At 73.2% G+C, this 20,638-nt stretch carries 17 protein-coding genes; 10 read left to right on the forward strand and 7 right to left on the reverse strand.

Going from position 1 to position 20,638, the window contains the following annotated elements; all coding sequences use genetic code 11:
- Positions 1-56: 56 nt before the first annotated feature.
- From ACFVHB_RS15030 to ACFVHB_RS15070, 9 genes are all read left to right on the forward strand, one after another.
- Positions 57-755 carry an SDR family oxidoreductase gene (locus ACFVHB_RS15030; RefSeq protein ID WP_380320774.1) on the forward strand — a complete coding sequence of 233 codons (699 nt, stop codon included), beginning with the start codon at positions 57-59 and terminating at the stop codon, positions 753-755.
- Positions 756-1,030: 275 nt separating this feature from the next.
- Positions 1,031-1,393 (forward strand): MarR family winged helix-turn-helix transcriptional regulator, encoded by a 363-nt coding sequence (locus tag ACFVHB_RS15035; protein WP_380320817.1) that lies wholly within the window; start codon positions 1,031-1,033, stop codon positions 1,391-1,393.
- Positions 1,390-2,823 (forward strand): MFS transporter, encoded by a 1,434-nt coding sequence (locus ACFVHB_RS15040; protein ID WP_380320777.1) that lies wholly within the window; start codon positions 1,390-1,392, stop codon positions 2,821-2,823. Before ACFVHB_RS15035 ends, ACFVHB_RS15040 begins: the two co-directional genes overlap by 4 nt.
- A 33-nt stretch (positions 2,824-2,856) precedes the next feature.
- Complete coding sequence (locus ACFVHB_RS15045; RefSeq protein ID WP_380320780.1) at positions 2,857-3,150, forward strand: DUF1330 domain-containing protein; 294 nt, start codon at positions 2,857-2,859, stop codon at positions 3,148-3,150.
- A gap of 326 nt (positions 3,151-3,476) precedes the next feature.
- Positions 3,477-5,549 (forward strand): HelD family protein, encoded by a 2,073-nt coding sequence (locus tag ACFVHB_RS15050; RefSeq protein ID WP_380320820.1) that lies wholly within the window; start codon positions 3,477-3,479, stop codon positions 5,547-5,549.
- 354 nt (positions 5,550-5,903) lie between these two features.
- The gene (locus ACFVHB_RS15055; RefSeq protein WP_380320783.1) at positions 5,904-6,677 is read left to right on the forward strand and encodes a glycosyltransferase family 2 protein; all 774 of its coding nucleotides are present in this window, start codon (positions 5,904-5,906) and stop codon (positions 6,675-6,677) included.
- 148 nt (positions 6,678-6,825) lie between these two features.
- A complete protein-coding gene (locus ACFVHB_RS15060; protein WP_380320786.1) occupies positions 6,826-7,140 on the forward strand; it encodes a hypothetical protein in 315 nt (104 codons plus the stop codon).
- 93 nt (positions 7,141-7,233) lie between these two features.
- A complete protein-coding gene (locus tag ACFVHB_RS15065) occupies positions 7,234-8,490 on the forward strand; it encodes an SLC13 family permease (protein ID WP_380320823.1) in 1,257 nt (418 codons plus the stop codon).
- Positions 8,491-8,494: 4 nt separating this feature from the next.
- Positions 8,495-8,989, forward strand: coding sequence for a universal stress protein (locus tag ACFVHB_RS15070; protein ID WP_380320789.1), 495 nt, complete (start codon positions 8,495-8,497; stop codon positions 8,987-8,989).
- Between the two features lie 252 nt (positions 8,990-9,241).
- Here ACFVHB_RS15070 and ACFVHB_RS15075 read toward each other — a convergent pair whose 3' ends face one another.
- The 7 genes from ACFVHB_RS15075 to ACFVHB_RS15105 all read right to left on the reverse strand — a co-directional run bounded on the left by ACFVHB_RS15075 (position 9,242) and on the right by ACFVHB_RS15105 (position 19,244).
- Positions 9,242-11,656, reverse strand: a complete 2,415-nt coding sequence (locus ACFVHB_RS15075) for a glycoside hydrolase N-terminal domain-containing protein (protein ID WP_380320791.1) — start codon at positions 11,654-11,656, stop codon at positions 9,242-9,244.
- A 65-nt stretch (positions 11,657-11,721) separates the two neighbouring features.
- On the reverse strand, positions 11,722-12,444 hold the full coding sequence (locus ACFVHB_RS15080) for a FadR/GntR family transcriptional regulator (RefSeq protein WP_380320794.1): 723 nt from the start codon (positions 12,442-12,444) through the stop codon (positions 11,722-11,724).
- Positions 12,445-12,657: 213 nt separating this feature from the next.
- A complete protein-coding gene (locus ACFVHB_RS15085) occupies positions 12,658-13,635 on the reverse strand; it encodes a glycoside hydrolase family 6 protein (RefSeq protein ID WP_380320797.1) in 978 nt (325 codons plus the stop codon).
- Positions 13,632-15,944 carry a beta-glucosidase gene (locus tag ACFVHB_RS15090; protein WP_380320826.1) on the reverse strand — a complete coding sequence of 771 codons (2,313 nt, stop codon included), beginning with the start codon at positions 15,942-15,944 and terminating at the stop codon, positions 13,632-13,634. The genes ACFVHB_RS15085 and ACFVHB_RS15090 overlap by 4 nt, the downstream gene beginning before the upstream one ends.
- Positions 15,945-16,159: 215 nt before the next feature.
- Complete coding sequence (locus ACFVHB_RS15095; protein WP_380320829.1) at positions 16,160-17,005, reverse strand: carbohydrate ABC transporter permease; 846 nt, start codon at positions 17,003-17,005, stop codon at positions 16,160-16,162.
- A gap of 53 nt (positions 17,006-17,058) precedes the next feature.
- Positions 17,059-17,955, reverse strand: a complete 897-nt coding sequence (locus tag ACFVHB_RS15100) for a carbohydrate ABC transporter permease (RefSeq protein WP_380320800.1) — start codon at positions 17,953-17,955, stop codon at positions 17,059-17,061.
- Positions 17,952-19,244, reverse strand: a complete 1,293-nt coding sequence (locus tag ACFVHB_RS15105; protein ID WP_380320803.1) for an ABC transporter substrate-binding protein — start codon at positions 19,242-19,244, stop codon at positions 17,952-17,954. The genes ACFVHB_RS15100 and ACFVHB_RS15105 overlap by 4 nt, the downstream gene beginning before the upstream one ends.
- Positions 19,245-19,452: 208 nt before the next feature.
- Here ACFVHB_RS15105 and ACFVHB_RS15110 point away from each other — a divergent pair, with 208 nt between their 5' ends.
- Positions 19,453-20,481 (forward strand): LacI family DNA-binding transcriptional regulator, encoded by a 1,029-nt coding sequence (locus ACFVHB_RS15110; protein WP_380320806.1) that lies wholly within the window; start codon positions 19,453-19,455, stop codon positions 20,479-20,481.
- The last annotated feature ends 157 nt before the right edge of the window (positions 20,482-20,638 follow it).

Consider the following 20,638-nt stretch of genomic DNA (forward strand, 5'->3'; position numbering starts at 1 on the left):
GGACATCCAGGACGCTGCGGGAGCCCCGACGACCACATCGCTCAGGAGGCCGTCCCATGGAACCCGTCACGCTGATCACCGGTGGCTCGACCGGAATCGGCGCCGCCACCGCCCGCGCCCTGCTCGAGCAGGGCCACCACGTGGCCGTCACCGGACGTGACGCGGACAAGCTGGCCGCCTTCGCCGCTTCGGCCGGAGCGGGCGAACGGCTGCTGACGATCACCGGCGACACCAGCGACGAGCACGACGTCGCCTCCGCCGTGCGCCGCGTGGTGGACGTGTGGGGCCGACTGGACAACGTCATCGCCAACGCCGGTTTCTCACTGCCCGGCAACCTGGAGAGCCACGCCCCCGAGGACATGCGCGCCATGGTCCTCACCAACGTCCTGGGCCCGGCCCTGCTGGTGCGGGAGACCCTGCCGCACCTCAGGGAGTCCAAGGGCCGGATCGTGATCATCGGTTCGGTCGCCGGGGTGCGCAACACGCCCGGCAACCTGTACTCGGTCACCAAGTGGGCCGCGCACGCGCTGGCCGAGAACACCCGGCTGCTGGTCGGCAAGGACGGAGTCGGCGTGACCGTCGTCGCCCCCGGGGTGGTGGACACCCCGTTCTGGAACGAGCGCGGCGGCACCCCCGACGCCTCGCCGACGATGACCCCCGAGCAGATCGCGGACACGATCGCCTTCGCCATCAACCAGCCGGTGGGCGTGGACATCAACCACATCACCGTGCGCCCGACCGGCCAGCTCGGCTGACGCAGCGCCCCCAACGACCGTACGACCAAGGCGCCTTCGGCCCCCACCGCTCCCCCCGCGGCGCCGGCCGAAGGCGTGCCGGGCGCGAGCGTCCGCCGGCCCGGGGGTGCTCGGTCGCGTTCGCGAGCGCAGTCGACTATTTACATAAGCCATGAATATAAACTTGCTATGCTTCGGGCATGAGTCGTCGCCACACCGCTCCTGACGCGTCCGCCGCCATCGGGGCAGCCCTCTACGGCCTGGCCACCAGGGCCGCGAGACGCCTGCCCCGGGACATGAGCCTGACGTCCGCCGCCACCCTGGCCACCCTGGACCGGACCGGCCCGCGGCGCATCACCGATCTGGCCGCGGTCGAGGGCGTCACCCAGCCCGCGATGACCGCCCTCGTCCGGGTGATGGAGGAGTCCGGCCTGGTGGAGCGGCGGGGCGACGCGTCCGACAAGCGGGTCACGCTGGTGTGCCTGACCGAGGCCGGCGCCTCCTATGTCCGGACGCGGCGCCAGGCGGGCGTCCACGCGTTCGAGCGGTTGATCGGCGAGCTCACCGGCGACGAGGTCGAGGCGCTGGTGGCGGCCCTTCCGGCGCTGAAGCACCTGGCAGAGCTCGAAAGCCAGGACCGCGAAGGGCCGGGGCAGTGACCGGGCAGCCGGTCGGCGGGGCTGCGGTGAAGGCGTTCCCGGTGGCGCGTTCCGAGGCGCGGCTGCTGGTCCCCGCGCTGGTGTTCATCGCCCTGGTCGTGGCCGCGGTCGCCAGCCTCGGGACGCCGCTCATCACCAGCGTCGCGACCTCGTTCCACGTCCCGCTCGGCAGCGCGCAGTGGACCCTGACCGTCGCGCTGCTCAGCGGCGCCGTCGCCACGCCGGTCCTGGGCCGGCTCGGAGCCGGCCCGCACCGGCGGGCCACGATCCTCGCCACACTGGCGGTCGTCGTCGCCGGCAGCGCGCTCACCGTGCTGCCGCTGCCGTTCGCGTGGCTGCTGGCCGGCAGGGCGGCCCAGGGCGTCGGGCTCGGGCTGACGGCGCTGATGATGGGCGTGGCCCGGGACCACCTCCCCGAGGAGCGCGGCGCGGCCGTGATCGCCCTGATCTCGGTGGTCTCGATCATCGGGGCCGGCGCCGGCTACCCGCTGGCCGCACTGCTCGCCGAGCTCGGCGGGGTACGGGCCGCCTACGGCCTCGGCCTGGTCGTCACCGCCGCCGCCCTCCTGACCGCGTGGCGCTCCATGCCCGAAGCCCCCGAAGGCCGCTCCGCCCACGTGGACGTGGCAGGCGCGGTCGTCCTGGCCGCCGCGCTGCTCCTGGTGCTGTTCCTCGCCGGCGAACGGGATCTGTGGAGCCGGCACCTCGCCGTGGCGGCGGGCCTCGCCGTCGTCGCGGTGGTGCTGCTCTGCGTCTGGGCCGTCGTCGAGCTGCGCAGCACGACGCCCCTGGTCGACGTGCGGGCGGTGCGGCACCCGGCGGTCGCCGGGGCGAACCTCGCCATGTTCGTCGGCGGGATCGGCATGTACCTCCTGCTCACGCTCATCACCCGGTACGCGCAGACGCCGCACGCCGCCGGCTACGGCTTCGGGCTGACGACCTTCGTCGCCGGGCTGGTCCTCATCCCGTTCTCGGTGCTGGGGTTCGTCGCCGGCAAGCTCACGCCGCGGGTCCGGGCACGGATCGCCGGCCCCCTGCTGCTGGCCGGCAGCGCCGTCGTGGTCGGCGGCGGGTTCGCCCTGTTCGCGGCGGCCCGGTCGGACCTGGCCGAACTGTTCGCGGCGATGGGCGTGCTCGGCTTCGGGGTCGGCGGATTCTCGGCCGCGATGCCCGGCGTCATCCTGGCCGTCACCCCCAGGAGCGAGACGTCGAGCGCCATGAGCTTCAACTACGTCGTCCGCAGCGTCGGGTACTCCCTGGGCAGCGCCATCGGCGGGCTGATCCTCGCCGCGGGCACCGACCCCGGCCACCTCTTCCCCGACGACAGCGCCTACACCACCGCGGCGCTGGTCGGCATCGCCGCCATGACGATCACGACGCTGACGAGCCTCGCCCTCGCCCGCCGACGCCCGTCCGAGACCAACTCGTAAGCGGAACACACTCATCACAACACTGGAGGTGCCATGCCCAAGGGCTACTGGGTCAGCGTCTACCGCACCATTTCGGACCCCGAGAAGCTGGCTGCTTACAACGAGCTGGCCGCTCCGGCCGTCAAGGCCGCGGGCGGTCGGACCATCGTCCGCGGCGGTCGGGTCGCGGCGCATGACGGCGGAATCGCCGAGCGCACCATCCTGGTCGAGTTCGACAGCTTCGAGCAGGCCGTCGCGGCACGCGAGAGCGCGGCCTACCAAGAGGCGCTGATCGTCCTCTCCGACGGCGTCGAGCGCGACTTCCGCATCGTCGAAGGCATCGACTGACCGAGGTCCGGTACGGGGAAGCGCAGGCCCTGGCGCTTGTGCTTCCCCGAACGGTTCTTGCGTTCTCCCCCGTTCACCGATTGACCGATCGCGGCAAAACATCTCCGAATTCCAAGGGCGGTCTCGCCCACAAGGCATGGGGCATCGGGAGCGCGACCCGCGATATCCCGCGATATCCGGAACGGCGGAATTCACGAGACGCCGCACGGTCAGCTGTCATGGATTCAGCCACAGGGACATGTCTTCACCAAGTAAGTCAAGACTTACCTTCAGGGACCTTTGATCGTAGGGTGTGGAGCGAATCGAAGGAGCCCCTGTTGTCGAAGATGAGTGATCCCGCCGTGCGTGCGCTTGAATCGGAGCGGGATTATGTGTCCTCCTTGTACGAGTTGCTCACCGAGCGGCTTTCCGAGGCGCGAGCACACCGCGCGAGCGTGCTGAAGGCCCCGGCGGACAGCGCCGGCGAGACGTACGAGAGGGAAATCACCGCCGAGCGCCTGGCCAAGGAGATCAGCCGGCTGGAGGGCGCCGAAAAGGGACTGGTCTTCGGGCGCATCGACTGGACGGACGGCACCGCCCTGCACATCGGGCGGATCGGGTTACAGACGGAGGAGGACGACCTGCCCCTGCTCGTGGACTGGCGGGCGAACGCGGCACGGCCCTTCTACGAGGCGACACCGGCCCACCCGATGGACCTGCGGCGGCGCCGGCACCTGCGCCTCGAGGAGCGCACGGTCGTCTCGGTGAGCGACGAACTGCTGGACGGGACCACCCCGACCGACGAGGACGTCGTGGGGGACGGCCCGTTGACCGAGGCTCTGTCGGCACGGCGTACGGGCAGGATGCACGCGGCCGTCGCGACGCTGCAGGCCGAGCAGGACGAGATCGTCCGCTCCGCCCACCGCGGGGTGACCGTGGTGCAGGGCGGGCCGGGCACCGGCAAGACGGTGGTCGCCCTGCACCGGGCGGCCTACGTCCTGTACGCGTTCCCGCGCGCCGCGGAGGAGGGTGTCCTCGTGGTGGGCCCGAACGCCCGGTTCCTCGACTACATCTCCCAGGTCCTTCCCTCGCTCGGCGAGAACGACGTGGTCCTGACGACCTGCCGGGACCTGGCCGGAGTGTCCCCCGAGGCGGTGGACCGGTTCGACACGGCACGTCTCAAGGGCAGCTCCGACCTCGCCGACGCCTTGGCCGGCCTGCTGCGCGTCCACCAAGCCCCCGCCGGTGACTTCACCGTGCGAGTCGGCCAGGAACCGGTTCACCTGGCCGACGAGGAGGTCGCCACGGCACGCGACGCCGCCGGGGCGGCCGCACCGGGGCACAACCCCGCGCGCCAGGTGTTCAAGGAGCTCCTGGTCGACGCCGTCATCGACGCGATGGGACGAGACATGGGCGACCTCCTGGAGCGGATCGACGCCGATGCCGAAATGATGACGGGCATGAACCTCGACCGGTTCACGGGAGCCGCCCAGCGCCGTGCCGAAGGTGCGGCCGACCCGGGTCCGGTCCACGAGCTGGATCGGGACGCCATCCGAGCCGATCTCCTCGACGACGCCGGCGTCGACCGAGCGGTCGAGGGGTTGTGGCCGCGGCTGGCACCCGGTGACCTCGTGAAGGCGCTCCTGACGAACGCCGGCGCTCTCGCCGAGCACCTGCCCCGCCTCACCGCGCAGGAGCGGTCCCTTCTGCTGCGCGGTCCGAACGACCCGTGGACCGATGCCGACGTGCCGTTGCTGGACGAGGCGGCGAGCCTGGTCGACGGCCCGCCCGAGCGGACGTACGGGCACGTCGTCGTCGACGAGGCGCAGGAACTGACCGCCATGCAGTGGCGGATGATCGTCCGCCGCTGCCCGGCAAGGGCGATGACGGTGGTGGGTGACTTCGCCCAGGCAGGCCCGGTCGCGACGGCACGCGACTGGAAGGAGGCGTTGGGCCCCCACGTCGGACCGCGGTTCAAGCTGCACGACCTGACCGTCAGCTACCGCACCACGCAGGAGATCCTGGAGAGCGTCCGGGACCTGCTCGCGCGGATCGCTCCGGACCAGAAGCCCACACGGTCACTGCGCAGCGGTGAGAGCCCTCGCACCGTGACCACACCGCCGGACTCGTCGGTCACCGCCGTCGTCCGGGAACTCCGCGCCCAGCGCACCGCGCACCCGGGCGAGCTCCTGGGAGTGATCTGCGCGGACACCAGGGTGACCGAGCTGACGGCCCGGGGCGTCGCCGACCACGCACGCATCGTGCCGGCGTCCGAAGCACGCGGTCTGGAATTCGACGGGGTCGTCGTCCTGAACCCCGAGGAGATCATCACGGCCCGCCCCGGCGGGGAGAGGGACTTGTACGTGGCCCTGACCCGGGCCACCAAGCGCCTCTGCACAGTCACCGTCCAGCCCGCCTGACGGCTCGGCGCCCGCGTCGTCGCCGCGGGCGCACCCGGCCCGGGCCGGTGCCGCCCGGGGGTCGTCCGGGTGGGCGCGCGGTCCGACGGTACGGAGCCGGTCGGGTCACCCGCGGTGCTGGGCCGGAACTCGCCACCGCGAACGCGGCCCCACCCGCTTCGGAAGCGTCGAGCTCGTGGAAGGAGGTGGCCGGAACCGCCGGTGGTGAGCCGCTTGATACGGTGCAGGTCCACGTCGTGGCCGACGACGCGCTGGTCCGCCCCGGCGGCGCGCACGCCGAGCGGCGGCCCCACGGAGCCCTGACCGGCGACAACGCCGTCCATGACAAGTCCAATCTGGGTGAGGAGCATCGCCGTGCCCCTGGTTTCCGTCGTGATGCCGGTACACAACTCGGCCGCCACTCTCGGCTCGTCGGTGCGCTCCGTGCTCGCGCAGACCCACGCCGACGTGGAGCTGCTGGTCACCGACGACGCGTCCACCGACGGCTCCATGGACCTGCTGCAGGACCTGGCCCGCCAGGACGAGCGGGTGCGTCCGCAGGCCGCGCCCGAACAGGGCGGCGCGGCCAGGGCCCGCAACCTCGCCCTGGCGCGGGCGCGAGGGGCGTACGTGGCGTTCCTGGACAGCGACGACATGTGGCTGCCCTCCAAGGTGGAGCGGCAGCTCGCGTTCGCCGCGGAGGGCGACGCTCCCCTGACGTTCACCTCCTACTACAAGGTCGCCGGCGACTACACGGGCGAGGCCTGCGACTTCACGCCGAACGGGCGGGTGGTCGCGGCCCGGGAGCGCGTGACGTACCGCGACATGCTGGTGCAGGACCACATCGGGGCCCTGACCGCCATGTACGACCGGACGGTGCTGGGCACGCGGCTGATGCCGGACATGCCGAAGCGGCAGGACTACGCGCTGTGGCTGTCGATCATGAGGGACGGGCACCCCGCCCGGGGTCTGCGGGAACCGCTGGCGATCTACCGGGCCGGCCGGGCGGGCTCGCTGTCCTCGAACAAGCTGGCGCTGGTGGAGCACAACTGGCGGCTGTACCGGGAGCACGAGCGCCTGTCGGTGCCGCGCTCCACGCTGGCGCTGTCCGGGGCGGTGTGGCACTCGGTGCGGAAGTCGCGGATCTAGGACGACCAGAGCGCGCCTGCCCGACGTCCAAGACCAGCGCCCGCTCGGCTACTGGCTGAAGCACATCGACGGGGCCATCACCGAGAGCCTGGGCCGGCTGTTCGCCGCCGACGGCCTGGACCGGCGGGCCTGGCAGGTGCTGAACACGATGTCGTACGGCCCGATCACCGTCGCCGCGCTCGACGAGACCATGGCGGCGTTCCTGTCCGCCGACGAGCCGACCGTGCGGCCGCACGTCGAGCGGTTCGTCGACCGCGGCTGGGCGCAGGTGGCGGGCGACGGCAGCGTGACGCTGTCCGAGGAGGGGCGACGCGCCTACGAGCGGGTGTCCGAGCGGCCGGAGCGCGTGAGGGTGCGGATGATGGAGTGCCTCTCGGCCGACGAGCACGAGGTGCTGATGGAACTGCTTCAGCGGGTCGCCGGTCACCTCGACGCCCTGGCGGCCGAAGCACCCCGGCAGTAGCCGCCGGGGTTCCGTTCGGTCGTGCCGACGCCCCGCAGCCTGGAGGCCTCTGGTTCGATAGGGCTGTCACCGCCACCTGCGAGGAGTAGGACCCTGAGTACGTCGTTCGCCGAAGCGTTGTCCGTCGGACTGCTGGTGCTGGTGCTGTTCTGTGCCGTGGTGCGCCCGTGGGGATGGCCGGAGGCGGTGGTGGCGGTCCCCGCTGCCGGGCTGGTCATCGGCACCGGTGCGATCTCGCCGGCGGACGCATGGGCCGAGGCGGAACGGCTCGGGCCGGTGATCGGGTTCCTGGCCGCCGTCCTGGTGCTGGCTCAGCTGTGTGACGACGAAGGCCTGTTCCGCGCCTGCGGGGCGTGGATGGCCCGGGCGTCCGCCGGGAGTCCACGGCGACTGCTGGTCCAGGTGTTCGTGGTCGCCTCCGTGATCACGGCGGTGCTCAGCCTGGACGCCACCGTGGTGCTGCTCACCCCGGTGGTGTTCGTCACCGCCGCCCGGCTCGGCGCCCGGCCCAAACCGCACGTCTACGCCTGCACCCACCTCTCGAACACCGCCTCGCTGCTGCTGCCGGTCTCCAACCTCACCAACCTGCTGGCCTTCGCCGCGAGCGGGCTCAGCTTCACCCGGTTCGCCGCGCTGATGGCGCTGCCGTGGCTGGCGGCCATCGCCGTCGAGTACGGGGTGCTGCGCCGGTTCTTCGCCGCCGACCTGGACGCGGGTGCCCCGCCCGCGGCTGAGGTGGCGGCGCCGGAGCTGCCCCTGTTCGCCCTCGTCACCGTCTCCTGCACGCTCGCCGGATTCGTCCTCACCTCGGTCATCGGCGTCGATCCGGCCTGGGCGGCCCTGGGCGGCGCGCTCGCGCTCGCCGTCCGGGCCCTCGCCCGGCGCCGCACCACCCCGGTCGCGATCGTGCGCTCGGCCGCCGTGCCGTTCCTGGCCTTCGTCCTGGCGCTGGGCATCGTGGTCCGGGCCGTCGTCGACAACGGGCTCTCCTCCGCGCTCGGGCAGCTCGTCCCCCACGGCACGTCGCTGCCCGCGCTGCTCGGCACGGCGGCGTTGGCGGCCGTCCTGGCGAACGTCATCAACAACCTGCCCGCCGTCCTCGTCCTCCTCCCGCTGGCCGTCCCGTCCGGCGCCGGAGCGGTCCTGGCGGTCCTGCTCGGGGTCAACATCGGTCCCAACCTCACCTACGCCGGATCCCTGGCCACCCTGCTGTGGCGGCGGATCGTCCGCGAACACGACACCGACATCGGCCTCGGCGAGTTCACCCTCCTCGGTCTGCTCGTCGTGCCCGCCGCGCTGGCACTGGCGGTGGTGGCACTGTGGGGGTCACTGCAGATCATCGGAGGATGAGCCCGTGACCGTCGTCGTCTGGATCACCGAAGGCACCTGGCCCGCCTGTGTCGACGCCGCCCGCACCCACGCACCGCAGGGCGCGGAGATCGTCCTGCTCCACGTCAGCGGCCAGGAGGTCCCGGGCGTCGCGCACGGTGCGTTCGCCGGGCTGCTCGGCCGCGGTCACCGGGAGCGGGATCCGGGCACCCGGCTGGAGGCCCTGGCGGCGGACTCCGCCCAGCACCTCCTGACCGCCGCGGCCGACCGTCTCGGGCGGCCTTGCGCCCACGTGGAGCGTGCCGGCCGCGTCGAGCGCGAGGTCGTCGCCGCGGCTGAGGGTGCCGAGCTGCTCGTCCTCGCGCGCGACGGCGACCGCACCCGTCTCGGGCCCCACAGCCTGGGGCCCGCCACCCGCTTCGTCGTCGACCACGCCCCCTGCCCCGTCCTGCTGGTCTGGCCGGAGCCGGCCCCGGGCACCGCCACGCTCCCGCCCCCGCCCCCGTCCGAACGGCGCTGAGAAGTCGGCTCGTTCGGGGCTCGGCGGCGGTGGACGAGGGCCGCGGCGACGGTCGCGGACGCGGTGAGGGGGGCCGCCTCGCGTTCGCGGCGGCGGCGGAACCGGCGGAACCGCCGGGCCGGACGCCCGGGTCGGCCGCGCGGCGCGGACACCCGGGCGCGGTCAGCGACGCGCGGCAGCGCGATCACCGCGCTCGGCGAGACGAACAGGTCGCCGCGGGGGATCCGGGTCCGCGCCGTCGGCCCGTGGGGGTCACGGGCGGGAGGCGTCCGGGAAGGAGAGGCGGCAGCGGCGTCCCGCCGGGAGGTGCAGCCGGTGGCGCCGGGGGTCGTCGGCGACCGCGACGAGCACGGCGCCGCTCCCCTCCCGGTCGGCCGGCACCGGAGCGCCCGCGCGCTCGGGCAGGTACAGGTCGACCGTCGTGGCCCGGGTGGCTCGCAGTTCGGCTCCGGCCAGCACGCCCTGGCGCCAGCTCAGCCCGACCGTGAGCCCGCCCCGCGCGCGCAGGCCGCGAACGTCCCCGTCCGGCCAGGACGGCGGCAGCGCGGGCAGCAACCGTAGGACGCCGTTGTGGCTCTGCAGCAGCGTCTCGGCGATGGCGGCGGTGATGCCGAAGTTGCCGTCGATCTGGAAGAGCCGGGGCGGGTGCAGGTCGAAGAGGTTGGGGGCGGTCGAGGTCGCGAGCAGGCGCTCGACGGCGTGACCGACGAGGGCGCCGTCGCCCAGGCGGGCGGCGAGTGCGGCCACCCAGGCGAGGCTCCAGCCGGTCCCGCCACCACCGTGTGCCAGGCGGCGGCCCAGCGCGCGCCGGGCCGGGTCGAGGTGGGTGTCGTCACCGAGCGGGTCGATGGCGCTGCCCGGGTAGAGGCCGTAGAGGTGGGAGAGGTGGCGGTGGCCCGGATCCTCCTCGGGGAGGTCGTCCCGCCACTCCAGCAGGCGGCCGTCGGCCCCGAGGGCCGGGGGGCGCAGTCGGGCGCGCACCCGCGTGAGTTCCGCCGCGAACGCGTGGTCGACTCCGAGTTCCCGGGCGGCCGCGACGGTGTTGTCGAGGAGTTCGGCGGCGAGCCAGTGGTCCATCGCGCAGCCGGCGTCGACGGCGGCCAGGGAGCCGTCGGGCAGCCGGAAGTGGTGCTCGGGCGAGGTGGACGGGCAGGTCACCAGGGTGCCGTCGGCGTCCTCGACCAGGAGGTGGGTCAGGAAGCGGGCGGCCTCGCGCATGACCGGGTAGGCGCGGTCGGCGAGGAAGGCGCGGTCGCCGTGGAAGAGGTGGTGGTCCCAGAGGTGGGCGGCCAGCCACGGGCCCGCCATGGGCCAGTGGGCCCAGACCGGGTCCCCCGACACGGGGTTGGTGGCGCGCCAGAGGTCGACGTTGTGGTGGCAGCACCAGCCCGGCGCGTCGTAGTGGGCCCGTGCGGTGGAGCGCCCCGCCTCGGCGAGGTCGGCGACCAGGGCGAGCAACGGTTCGTGGCACTCGGCCAGGCCGGTCGTCTCGGCGGGCCAGTAGTTCATCTGGAGGTTGATGTTCGACGTCCAGTCGGAGTTCCAGGGCGGGGCGACGTCGTTGTTCCAGATCCCCTGGAGGTTCGCGGGCTGGGTGCCGGGCCGCGAGGAGGCGATGAGCAGGTAGCGGCCGTAGGCGAAGAGCAGGGCCGCGAGTCCGGGGTCCTCGGCGCCCGCGTTCGCGGCGGCGAGGCGTTCGTCGGTCGGCCGCGCCGCCGCCTCCGCCGGTCCGTGGAGCCGGAGTGCGGCCGCGGCGAAGAGCCGCCGGTGGTCGGCGACGTGGGCGGCACGCAGCGTGTCGAAGTCCTGTCCCTCGACGAGCTCCAGCGACCGGCGTGCCTCGTCGATCGCCGCCTCCGGGCCCTGGGGCCGGAGGCGCCAGTCCCGGTACCCGGTGCCGACGGCGACCAGGAGCACCGCCTCGTCGGCGTCGGTGACCTCGATCGTGCCTTCGCCGGTGGCGACGCGGCCGTTGACCGTGCACACGCGGAGCGCGGCGGCGAAGCCGGTGCCCTCCTCCGGCCGGTACTTGGCGGGCTCGCCCGGCCCGCGCGGGCGGTCCACGGGGGCGCGGCCGTGGATCGACAGGGTGGCGGTGCCGGGTTCGGCGGCCGGGGCCGCGGCGGGGTGGGGTGTCGTGAGGCGGGCGCGGAAGGAGACGGCGCCGGGGGTGTCCGCGCCGAGGCGGACGGCCAGCACCCCGGCCGGGGCGGAGACGAAGCTCTCCCGCCGGTACCGCACTCCCCCGGCCGTGAACGACACGGTGTGCACGGCCCGGTCGAGGTCCAACACCCGCCGGTAGTCGGCGCGGTGATCGTCCCCGCGGGCCGGGAAGGCCAGCAGGAGGGCGGCCAGCGGCTGGTACGCCTCGGTGTCGGGCCCCGCGAAGTGGGTGGCGGCGATCGCGTGGGCGCGGGCGTGGTCGCGGTCGCGCAGCACCGCCGTGCGCAGGGCGGGGAGGTGCGCGGCGGCGCCCGCCCGGTCGCGGGGGCCGGGACCGCCGGACCACAGGGTGTCCGCGTTGAGCTCGATCCGCTCGGTGCGCACGCCTCCGTACGTCATGGCGCCGAGCCGGCCGTTGCCGAGCGGCAGCGCCTCCAGGAAGCCGTCGGCGGGGCGCCGGTACCAGAGCTCTCCGGCGGAGTAGTGCTGGGTTTCCGTCAGCACGGGGCCCTTCCGTTCACGGGCTCGGTGGGATCCGGCGTGGGGGCGTGCGGGCCGGAAGAAGGGGGTCAGGGGACGGTACGTACGGGCGGCGCGGTGGGGATCCGCTCCCCCTCGGCCAGGTGGTCGCGCAGCCAGCGTTCGGTGGTGTCGACGTGCATCAGGGCGGCGGCCTGGGCGAGGCCGGGGTCGCGGGCGACGAGGGCCTGGTGGATCGCCTCGTGCTCGGCGATGGTCCGCCCGGCCGCGTCCGCGTCGGTCAGCCCCCGCCAGGCCCGGGCGCTCAGGGTGCGTCCGGAGATGTGCTCCAGCAGCGTGGCCAGGGTCTCGTTGCGGGTGGCGCGGATCACCGCCCGGTGGAAGGCCGCGTCGTGCTGGATCAGCAGTTCCACGTCGTCCCGTGCGTCCCGCATGGCCGACAGGTGCCGTTCCACCTCGGCGAGGTCCTCGTCGGTGATGCGGGCGGCGGCCAGCGCGGTGGCGACCGGCTCGAAGAGCCTGCGCACCTCGGTGAGCTCCAGGACGGTGTCCCCCTGCAGCAGCTCGACCGCGCCGCCGAGCCCTTCCAGCAGCAGGCCGGGCGCCAGGCTGGTCACGTAGGTGCCGTCGCCGCGGCGGATCTCCAGGACCCGCGCGACGACCAGCGTCTTGACCGCCTCGCGCATCAGGTTCCGGGACAGGCCGAGCTCGGCGGCCAGCTGCTGCTCGGGGGGCAGCTTCGAGCCCGGGGGCAGCTCGCCCTCCCGGATCATCCGGCGGATCCGGGCGATGGCCTTGTCAGTCAGGGACACCGCGCCAACGTAGCAGGCGCTCCCATGTCCTGGAAGACGTCGAGCACCTCCCTCCTCGCCAAGCACGGTAGGTGAACAGCCGCTTTGCGGAACTCCGGCGCACCGGGCGCCTACCGTCGACCCGATCGCCCCTGGATCCATCCCATGTATCGTCCCCAAGGGCGTCGAAGGTCCGGATCGAGGAACGGGGAAGCGACCTGCGGTCGGCGGCCGTCAGTAGCCGTAGATCATCTTGTAGGCGACCTCGGGCAGGAACTGTCCGGCAGTCGAACCGGCGCCGGCGCCGCAGTTGCCGTCGGACTCGCCCGGCGCCTTGATCCACAGCAGCATCTCGGCGCCACCGCCCCACTGGGAGGGCGTGCCGATCCGCCGCCCGAACGGGTTGCACCAGTTGCCGTCGGATCCGCTGCCGTTGCGGCTGGTGTCGACGACGAACGGCTTGGTGAACCCCTTCGTCGACCGCAGGGCCGCGTTGACGGCTTGGCCGTACGCCGTGTTCTGCGCGGTGGCGATGAAGTTGGACACGTTCAGCGAGAACCCGTGGGCTCCGCCGACCCCGGCGTCGACCAGGTGCCGGGCCATGGTGTCGGCGCTCATCCAGGCGGGGTTGCCGGCGTCCAGGTAGAGCCGGGTGTTCGGGGCCTTGGCGTTGAACTGCGCGACGGCGTTGCGCAGCATCGCGTTGCGCACGGCGATCTGGGCGGGGGTCATGCAGGACTCGTCGCCGAGCGAGTCGGGTTCCAGGACGACCACCGCCGGCCGGGTGCCGATGCCGCCGGCGAAGGCGGCGATCCAGGTGGCGTAGTCGGCGGGGGTGCCCGCTCCGCCGCCGGACTGGCCGGCGCAGATGTCCCGGTCGGGGATGTTGTAGGCCACCAGGATCGGCAGCTTGCCCTTGGCGGCGGCCGCACCGACGTAGGCCCCGGTCGCCGTCCCGATGGCACCGCTCCAGTTGCCGAACCAGCGCGCCGTCGGCACGGAGGCGATGGAGGCCTGGATGGCGGCGGCGCGGCCGTCGGCGCGGTTGGCGTTGACCCACTGCTGCGCGGTGGAGGCCGGGTCCACGTAGAAGCCGTCGGTCAGGGTGGTGCCGGGCCCGTCGGCGTGGGCGGTCGACGGCTGGGCCACGACCACCAGGGCGGTCAGCGCGGATGCCAGGAGCAGGGACGGTCGGCGGATCGATCGGCTCACGGGTGGAGTCCCTTCGGTTCGGGGGTGGGGGTCGGAGGGAGGTCGTGGACGGTGACGGTCGGGTGCAGGAGCCGGGTGTGGTCGAGCAGCCGGACCGGGCCGGTGAGGCGCAGCGGCACGGTGAGGCGGGGGTCGGTGCTGGAGGCGGAGATCCGCAGTTCCAGTGCCCCGGGTTCGACGGTCCGCCGACCGTCGCGGCCGGTGAAGGAGGCCAGGTCGGCGGGGAGTTCCAGCTCCACCCGGCAGCCCGCTCCGGCCTCCAACGGGATCCGGCGGTAGCCGATCAGCCGCTGCACCGGTTGGACGACCGTGGCCACCGGGTCGTGGAGGTACAGCTGCACCACTTCGGTGCCCGCCCGGGTGCCGGTGTTGCGCAGCTCGAAGGCGAGCCGGAACGCGCCGTCGGTGCCGGCCTCGGCGTTCCGCACCTCGGGGCCGGACCACCTGAACTCGCTGTAGCCGAGCCCGTGTCCGAACCCGAAGGCGGGGCTCGGGTCGGTGCTGGAGACCTCGCCGGCCTGGGCCAGCCGCGCGGCCAGGTAGGTGGAGGGCTGGACCCCGGGGTGGGCGGGGACGGACACGGGTAGCCGCCCGGACGGGTTGACCCGCCCGCTGAGCACGCCCGCGAGCGCCGCCGTCCCGGCCTCGCCGGGGAAGAAGCACTGGACGATCCCGGCCGCCTCGGTGACGGCGCGCCCGAGCGCGTACGGCCGCCCGGCCAGCAGGGTGACCACCACGGGCGTCCCGGTGTCCAGCACCGCGTCCAGCAACTCCCGCTGTCTGCCGGGCAGTTCGAGTGAGGCGGCGTCGCAGCCCTCGCCGCTGGTGCCACGCCCGAACAGCCCCGCGCGATCGCCGAGGGCGAGCACCACCACCTCGGCCCGCCGGGCGGCGCGAACGGCCTCGGCGATGCCCGCGGTGTCCTCGCCGTCGACCGTGACGCCGCGCACCGTCCGCAGCTCGCTGTCGGGGAACTCGGCCGCCAACGCCTCGCGCAGGGTGGGAAGTTCGATGCCGAGCGGGGTGTCGGGGTGCTGTCCGCCGACGTGCACCGGAAAGGCGTAGCAGCCGAGAACCGCGGTGGGTTCGTCGGCGTTCGGGCCGATCAGCGCGATCCGGGCGGGCTCGCGCAGCGGCAGCAGGCCGTCGTTGCGCAGCAGCACCACGGCCTGTTCGGCGAGCTCGGCCGCGAGCGCGCGGTTGCCGGGCCGGTCCAGGTCGACCTGGCCCCGCAGCGCTCCCGGTTCGCTCAGGTCGGCGCCGGCGAGGGCGGCCGGCACGGGACTCCAGTCGGCGTCCAGCAGCCCGAGTTGGACCTTCTGGACGAGGACGCGGCGCAGCGCCCGGTCGATCAGCCGCTCCGGGACGGTGCCCGTGACGACCGCGTCGAACAGGGGCTGTCCGAAGGCGTCGACGGTCGGCAACTCGACGTCGACACCGCCGCCCAGGGCCAGTGCGGCGGCCTCGGACCGGTCCTCGGCCACGCCGTGGAGCGTCTTCAGGAAGGCGATGCCGAAGTAGTCGGCGACGACCGTGCCGGTGAACCCCCAGCTGTCCCGGAGCAGTCCGGTGAGCAGCGCCCGGTCGGCGGCGGAGGGGAGACCGTCGGTGTCGGTGTAGGCGGGCATGACCGAGCGGGGCCCGCCTTCGCGGACGGCCATCTCGAAGGGCGGCAGGATGACGTCGGCGCGCTCGCGCGGGCCCATCGAGACGGGCGCGAGATTGCGTCCGGCCCTGGAGGCGGAGTACCCGGCGAAGTGCTTGAGGGTGGCGACGATCCCGGCCGACTCCAGGCCCTGGACGTAGGCGGTGCCGATGGTGCCGACCAGGTACGGGTCCTCACCGATGGTCTCCTCGACCCGCCCCCAGCGGGCGTCGCGGACCACGTCGAGCACCGGCGCGAGGCCCTGGTGCACCCCGACGGCCCGCAGGTCGCGCCCGATGGCGGCGGCCATCCTCCGGACCAGCTCCGGATCGAAGGCGGCGCCCCAGGACAGCGGCACGGGGTAGGCCGTGGCTCCCCAGGCGGCGAAGCCGGCCAGGCACTCCTCGTGGGCGAGGGCCGGGATGCCGAAGCGGTTGGCGGCGACGATCCGCTGCTGGGTGCGCAGCAGTGAGAGCGCGCCCAGCGCCGGGTCGACCGGGGCGGTGCCGAACGGCCGGGTCAGCTGACCGAGTCCGTACGGGAGAAGGGTGTCGAGGTCGGGTGGCGGCTCCATCTCGTGCTGGTGCGGGGCGACTTCGCCGCCGTCGGCGTCGGCGCCGACCCAGACGCCGACCAGTTGGGCGGTCTTCTCCCGCAGCGTCATCGCGGCGATCAGGGCGTCGGCCCTGGCCTCCGGGGTGAGCGTGCCGTCCCGCCAGGCGGGCTCGGGGCCCGGGTCGGGGAGGCGGTCGGGGTCGGGGCCGGGGCCGGGGCCCGGGTCGGGGAGGCGGTCGGGGTCGGGGCCGGGGCCAGGGCCGGGGTCGGGGCCGGGGCCGAGGCTCAGGTCGGGGACGGGCACGCGGTCGGGCACGTGGTCGTTCACTTTCCTCCCACCCCCGTCAGGCCCTGGACCAGGGCGCGGCGGGCGAACAGGTAGACGACGAAGACGGGGAGCACGGACAGCACCACCGCACTGAGCAGTCCGGGCACGTCCACGCCGTGTTCGGTCTGGAACTCGTACAGGCCGAGGGTGATGACCTTCGTGGAGTCGGACTGGGTGAGGATCAGCGGGAAGAGGAAGCCGTTCCAGGCCTGGAGCGCGGCGAAGACGGTGATCGAGGACAGCCCGCCCTTGGACAGCGGGAGCACCAGCTGCCGGAACACCCGCGCCGGGGACGCGCCGTCCATCGCCATCGCCTCGTACAACTCGGGGCTGATGTCGCGCATCGCACCGGTCAGCACCAGGGTGCAGACCGGCAGGCAGAAGGCCGCGGTCGGGAGGATGACGCCGATCAGGTGGTCGTACAGGCCGGTCTTGCTGATGACGTAGAACATCGGCACGATCACCGCCTGCGCGGGGATCGCCAGCCCGAGCAGGAACAGCCGGAACACCCAGCCGGTCGCCCGGCCGCGGGCGCGCACGATGGCGTAGGCGAGCGGCGGGACGACCAGCAGCACGATGGCGACCACGCCGACGGTGACGGTCAGGGTGTTGAGGAAGTCCTGACCGAAGCCGGTCGACAGGTCGGTCAGGTAGTTCCGCAGGGTCCAGTGGGCGGGCGGCTTCAGCGGGCCCTCGGTGGAGTAGTCGGCGCGCGTGCGGAAGGTGGCGATCAGCAGCACGTACAGCGGCAGTCCGACCAGCACCAGCCACACCAGGGAGCCGAACCCGGCCAGGACGTTCGGGCGCCGGCGCGGCGCGGCCCCTCCGCCGCGCCACGGCATCACGACCCCTCCGCCGCGCCGCGACAGCGCGGCACCTCCGTCGTGCCGCGCCATCACAGCCCCTCCGTCGTGCCGCGCATCCGGTCGTAGCCGGAGAGCCGGACCACCGCGAGCGAGATCAGGGTGGCGACCACGACGAGGACCAGCGCGATCGCCGACCCCGTGCCGAAGTCGAAGCCCTTGAAGGCCTTTTGGTACATGTAGTACGCGGTGACGGTGGTGTCCGTGCCGGGCCCGCCCTGGGTGAGGATCAGCACCGTGTCGAAGGTGGTCAGGCCGCCGACCACCATCAGGATCACCGAGGTGATCACGGTGTTGCGCAGCTGCGGCAGGGTGACGTGGAGGAACTGCCGCACGGCGCCCGCTCCGTCGACGGCCGCGGCCTGGTAGAGCACCCGGGGGATGGCCCGGGCGCCGCCCTGGTAGATCAGCGCGTGCAGCGGGGTGAACTGCCACACGCCGACGAAGGTCAGCACCCCGATCGCACCGCTCCTGCTGCCGAGCAGGTTGCCGTCGCCGAAGAGCCAGGTGAGCTGGGCCGGTACGCCGAAGTTGGGGTCGAGGACGGCCCGCCACACCACCGAGACGGCGGTCGCCGAGAGCAGCAGCGGCACGAAGTAGACGGCCGACAGCACGGCCCGGTTGCGCTGCTGCCCGGCGGCCCAGACGCCGAGCAGAATGCTGACCGGCGTCTGGGTCACCACGCCGAGGGCGGTGAGCAGCAGGGTGGTCCAGACGGACTGGAGCATCACCGGGTCGTCGAGCAGGGCGCTCCAGTTGTCCAGGCCGTTGAACCGCGGTTCGCCGATGCCGTCCCAGCTGGTGAAGGAGAGCACGACGACCAGCAGCAGCGGTGTGAGCGCGAACAACAGGAAGAACACCGCGGCCGGGAGCGCCCACACGAAGCCCGGGCGGGTCGCCAACGCGCCGGAGCGCACACCGCGCGTCATGAGGTCGGCAAGGCCTGCATGGCCTTGATGAAGCCGTCGGCGTCGACCCTGCCGTCGAAGAACTGCTGGACGGCGGTGTGCATCGGGGTCATGGCGCTCGGCGGGTACGCCTGGTCCCAGGAGAGCTGGAACGAGGGGGCGGCCTTGACCAGTTGGTACTGGTCCTTGGAGTAGGCGGGGCTGGCGGAGAGGTCGAGGAATTCGACGGTGCCGGTGGTGGTCGGCAGGTTGCCGATGGCCAGCTGCGCCTTCACGAACTCGTCGGAGTACATCAGCTTGAGGAAGGCCGCGGCGGCCTCCGGGTGCTTGGTCCTCTTCAGCACGGAGTAGAAGTTGTTGGTGTTGCCGACGACGTCGGCCGCGTCGCCCTTGCCGCCGCTCAGAGCCGGGAAGCCGGTGTACCCGAGGCCGGACTTCGCGAAGTCCGGGTTGGCGTCCTGCTGCGTGGAGTAGTACCAGGAGCCCATCAGCTCGAAGGCGGCCCTGCCCTTGGCGACCAGGGCCGGGGAGCCGCCGTCCGTGAACTTGACGGAGTCGGAGTTGCTCCCGAACGCCCCGGCATCGACCAGTTGCTTGAGGGCGGCCAGGGCCTTGCGGCTGTCCTCGCCCGCCCAGGCCTCCCGGTCGCCGCCGAGCGCCCGCTGGAACAGGCCGGGGCCGGCGATGCGGTCGTAGAGGTACTCGAACCACATCAGCGTGGGCCACTGGTCGCCACCGCCGAGCGCGATCGGGGTGACGCCCCTGGCCTTCAGCGCCTTGACGGCGGCGAGGAGTTCGTCCCAGGTCTTCGGCGGGGTGAGTCCGGCGTCCGCGAGGACCTTCTTGTTGTGGAACAGCAGCACCGGCTGGGTGCCGCGCATCGGCACGCCGTACGGCTTGCCGTCGATCACCGCCGAGTTGAAGACCGAGGGCAGGAAGTTGTCCTTCAGGCCCGGGTCCTTGGCGATGAAGTCGTCCAACGGCAGCAGCAGGCCCGACTTGACGAACGGCTGGATGGAGCCGCCGCCCCAGTTGAAGAAGACGTCCGGGGCCCGCGGGGTGTTGATCACGGTCTGGAGCTTCTGCTGGTAGTCCGCGCCGGGGACGGTATCGAGCACCGCCTTGACCTTCGAGGTCTTGTTGAACGTGTCGACGATCTGCTTCTCGACCTTGTTGCCGGCGTCGCCGTAGACCAGCACGTGGATCGTGTCGTCACCGGCGTCGGAGGAGGTGCCGCCGGAGCCGCAGGCCGCGGACGTCCCCAGGACGAGTGCGGCGGCCGCGGTTATCGCGGCGAGTCTCGATCGCATATCCTGCCCCCAGTTCGAATGTTTCGAGTACGTTGCCGAATGTTGTGGGAAACCTAGAACCGGTCTGACCACCCGTCAAGAGTGCGGACAGGATCGGCTCCGGCCCGTCGCCGGGCTAGCATCCGTGCGGTACGGACCGCCCGGGGCCGTGCCCGACGAGCCACCCACGACGGAGTCCGCCCTAGCAGGGGCAGTGCAGGAGGAACCCGTGGACAGAGCGGCCACACTGGCCGAGATCGCGCAGGAGGCGGGGGTCTCCGCGCCGACTGTTTCGAAGGTCCTGAACGGACGTGCCGACGTCGCCCCGGCCACCCGGGAACGGGTGGAGCAGCTGCTCCACCGGTACGGCTACCGGCGGCGGAGCAACCGCCGGACGAGCCCGCTGCTGGAGCTGGTCTTCCACGAGTTGGAGAGCGCCTGGGCGGTGGAGGTGATCCGCGGCGTCGAGAACGCCGTCCGCGAGGAGGGCCTGAGCATCGTGCTCTCCGAGTCCGCCGAACGGCACGGCCCCGGCCAGTCCTGGGTGGACGGGGTGCTCGCCCGCCGCCCCACCGGCGTGGTGCTGGTGCTGTCCGACCTGGACCGCTCGCTGCGCGAGCAACTCGCCCGCCGGGACATCCCCTTCGTGGTGCTGGACCCGGCCGGCGACCCCGGCCAGGAGGTGCCGGCCGTGGGCACCACCAACTGGGACGGCGGCCTCGCCGCGACCCGGCACCTGCTCGACCTCGGCCACCGCAGGATCGGTCTGCTCGGCGGCCCCGCGCGGATGATGTGCAGCCGGGCCCGGGCGGACGGCTACCGGGCGGCGCTCGACATGGCGGGCATCCCGTACGACCCGCAGCTGGTCCGCGAGGGCGACTTCCACCACGAGTCCGGGCGCCTGCTCGGCCTGGAACTGCTGCGCCTGCCGGAGCGGCCGACCGCCGTCTTCGCCGGCAACGACCTCCAGGCGCTCGGCCTGTACGAGGCCGCCCGCGAGCTGGACCTGCGCATCCCGGAGGACCTCAGCGTGGTCGGCTTCGACGACCTGCCGCTGGCCCGCTGGGTCGGTCCGCCGCTGACCACCGTGCGCCAGCCGCTGACCGAGATGGCCGAGACGGCGACCCGCCTGGTGATCGACCTGGCACGTGGGGTGCAGCCCGGCACGCTGCGGGTGGACCTGGCCACCAGGCTGGTCGTGCGCAGCAGCACCTGCCCGCCCCGGGCGACCGCCCCGCGTCGGGTCGGGAGCGGTTGACGGGCCCGTCGGGCTTCGGGGGCTTCGAGGCTTCGGGCCTCCGGGGCTTCGGGGCTTCGGGCCTCCGGGGCTTCGGGGCTTCGGGACGCCGGGGCGCCGGGGCGCCGGGGCGTCGAGGCGTCGAGGCGGAAAGGTGTGTGGCCGGGCGGCGCCGAAG

The organism is Kitasatospora sp. NPDC127111, assembly GCF_042677465.1.
In the GTDB taxonomy this organism is placed as follows: Bacteria; Actinomycetota; Actinomycetes; order Streptomycetales; family Streptomycetaceae; genus Kitasatospora.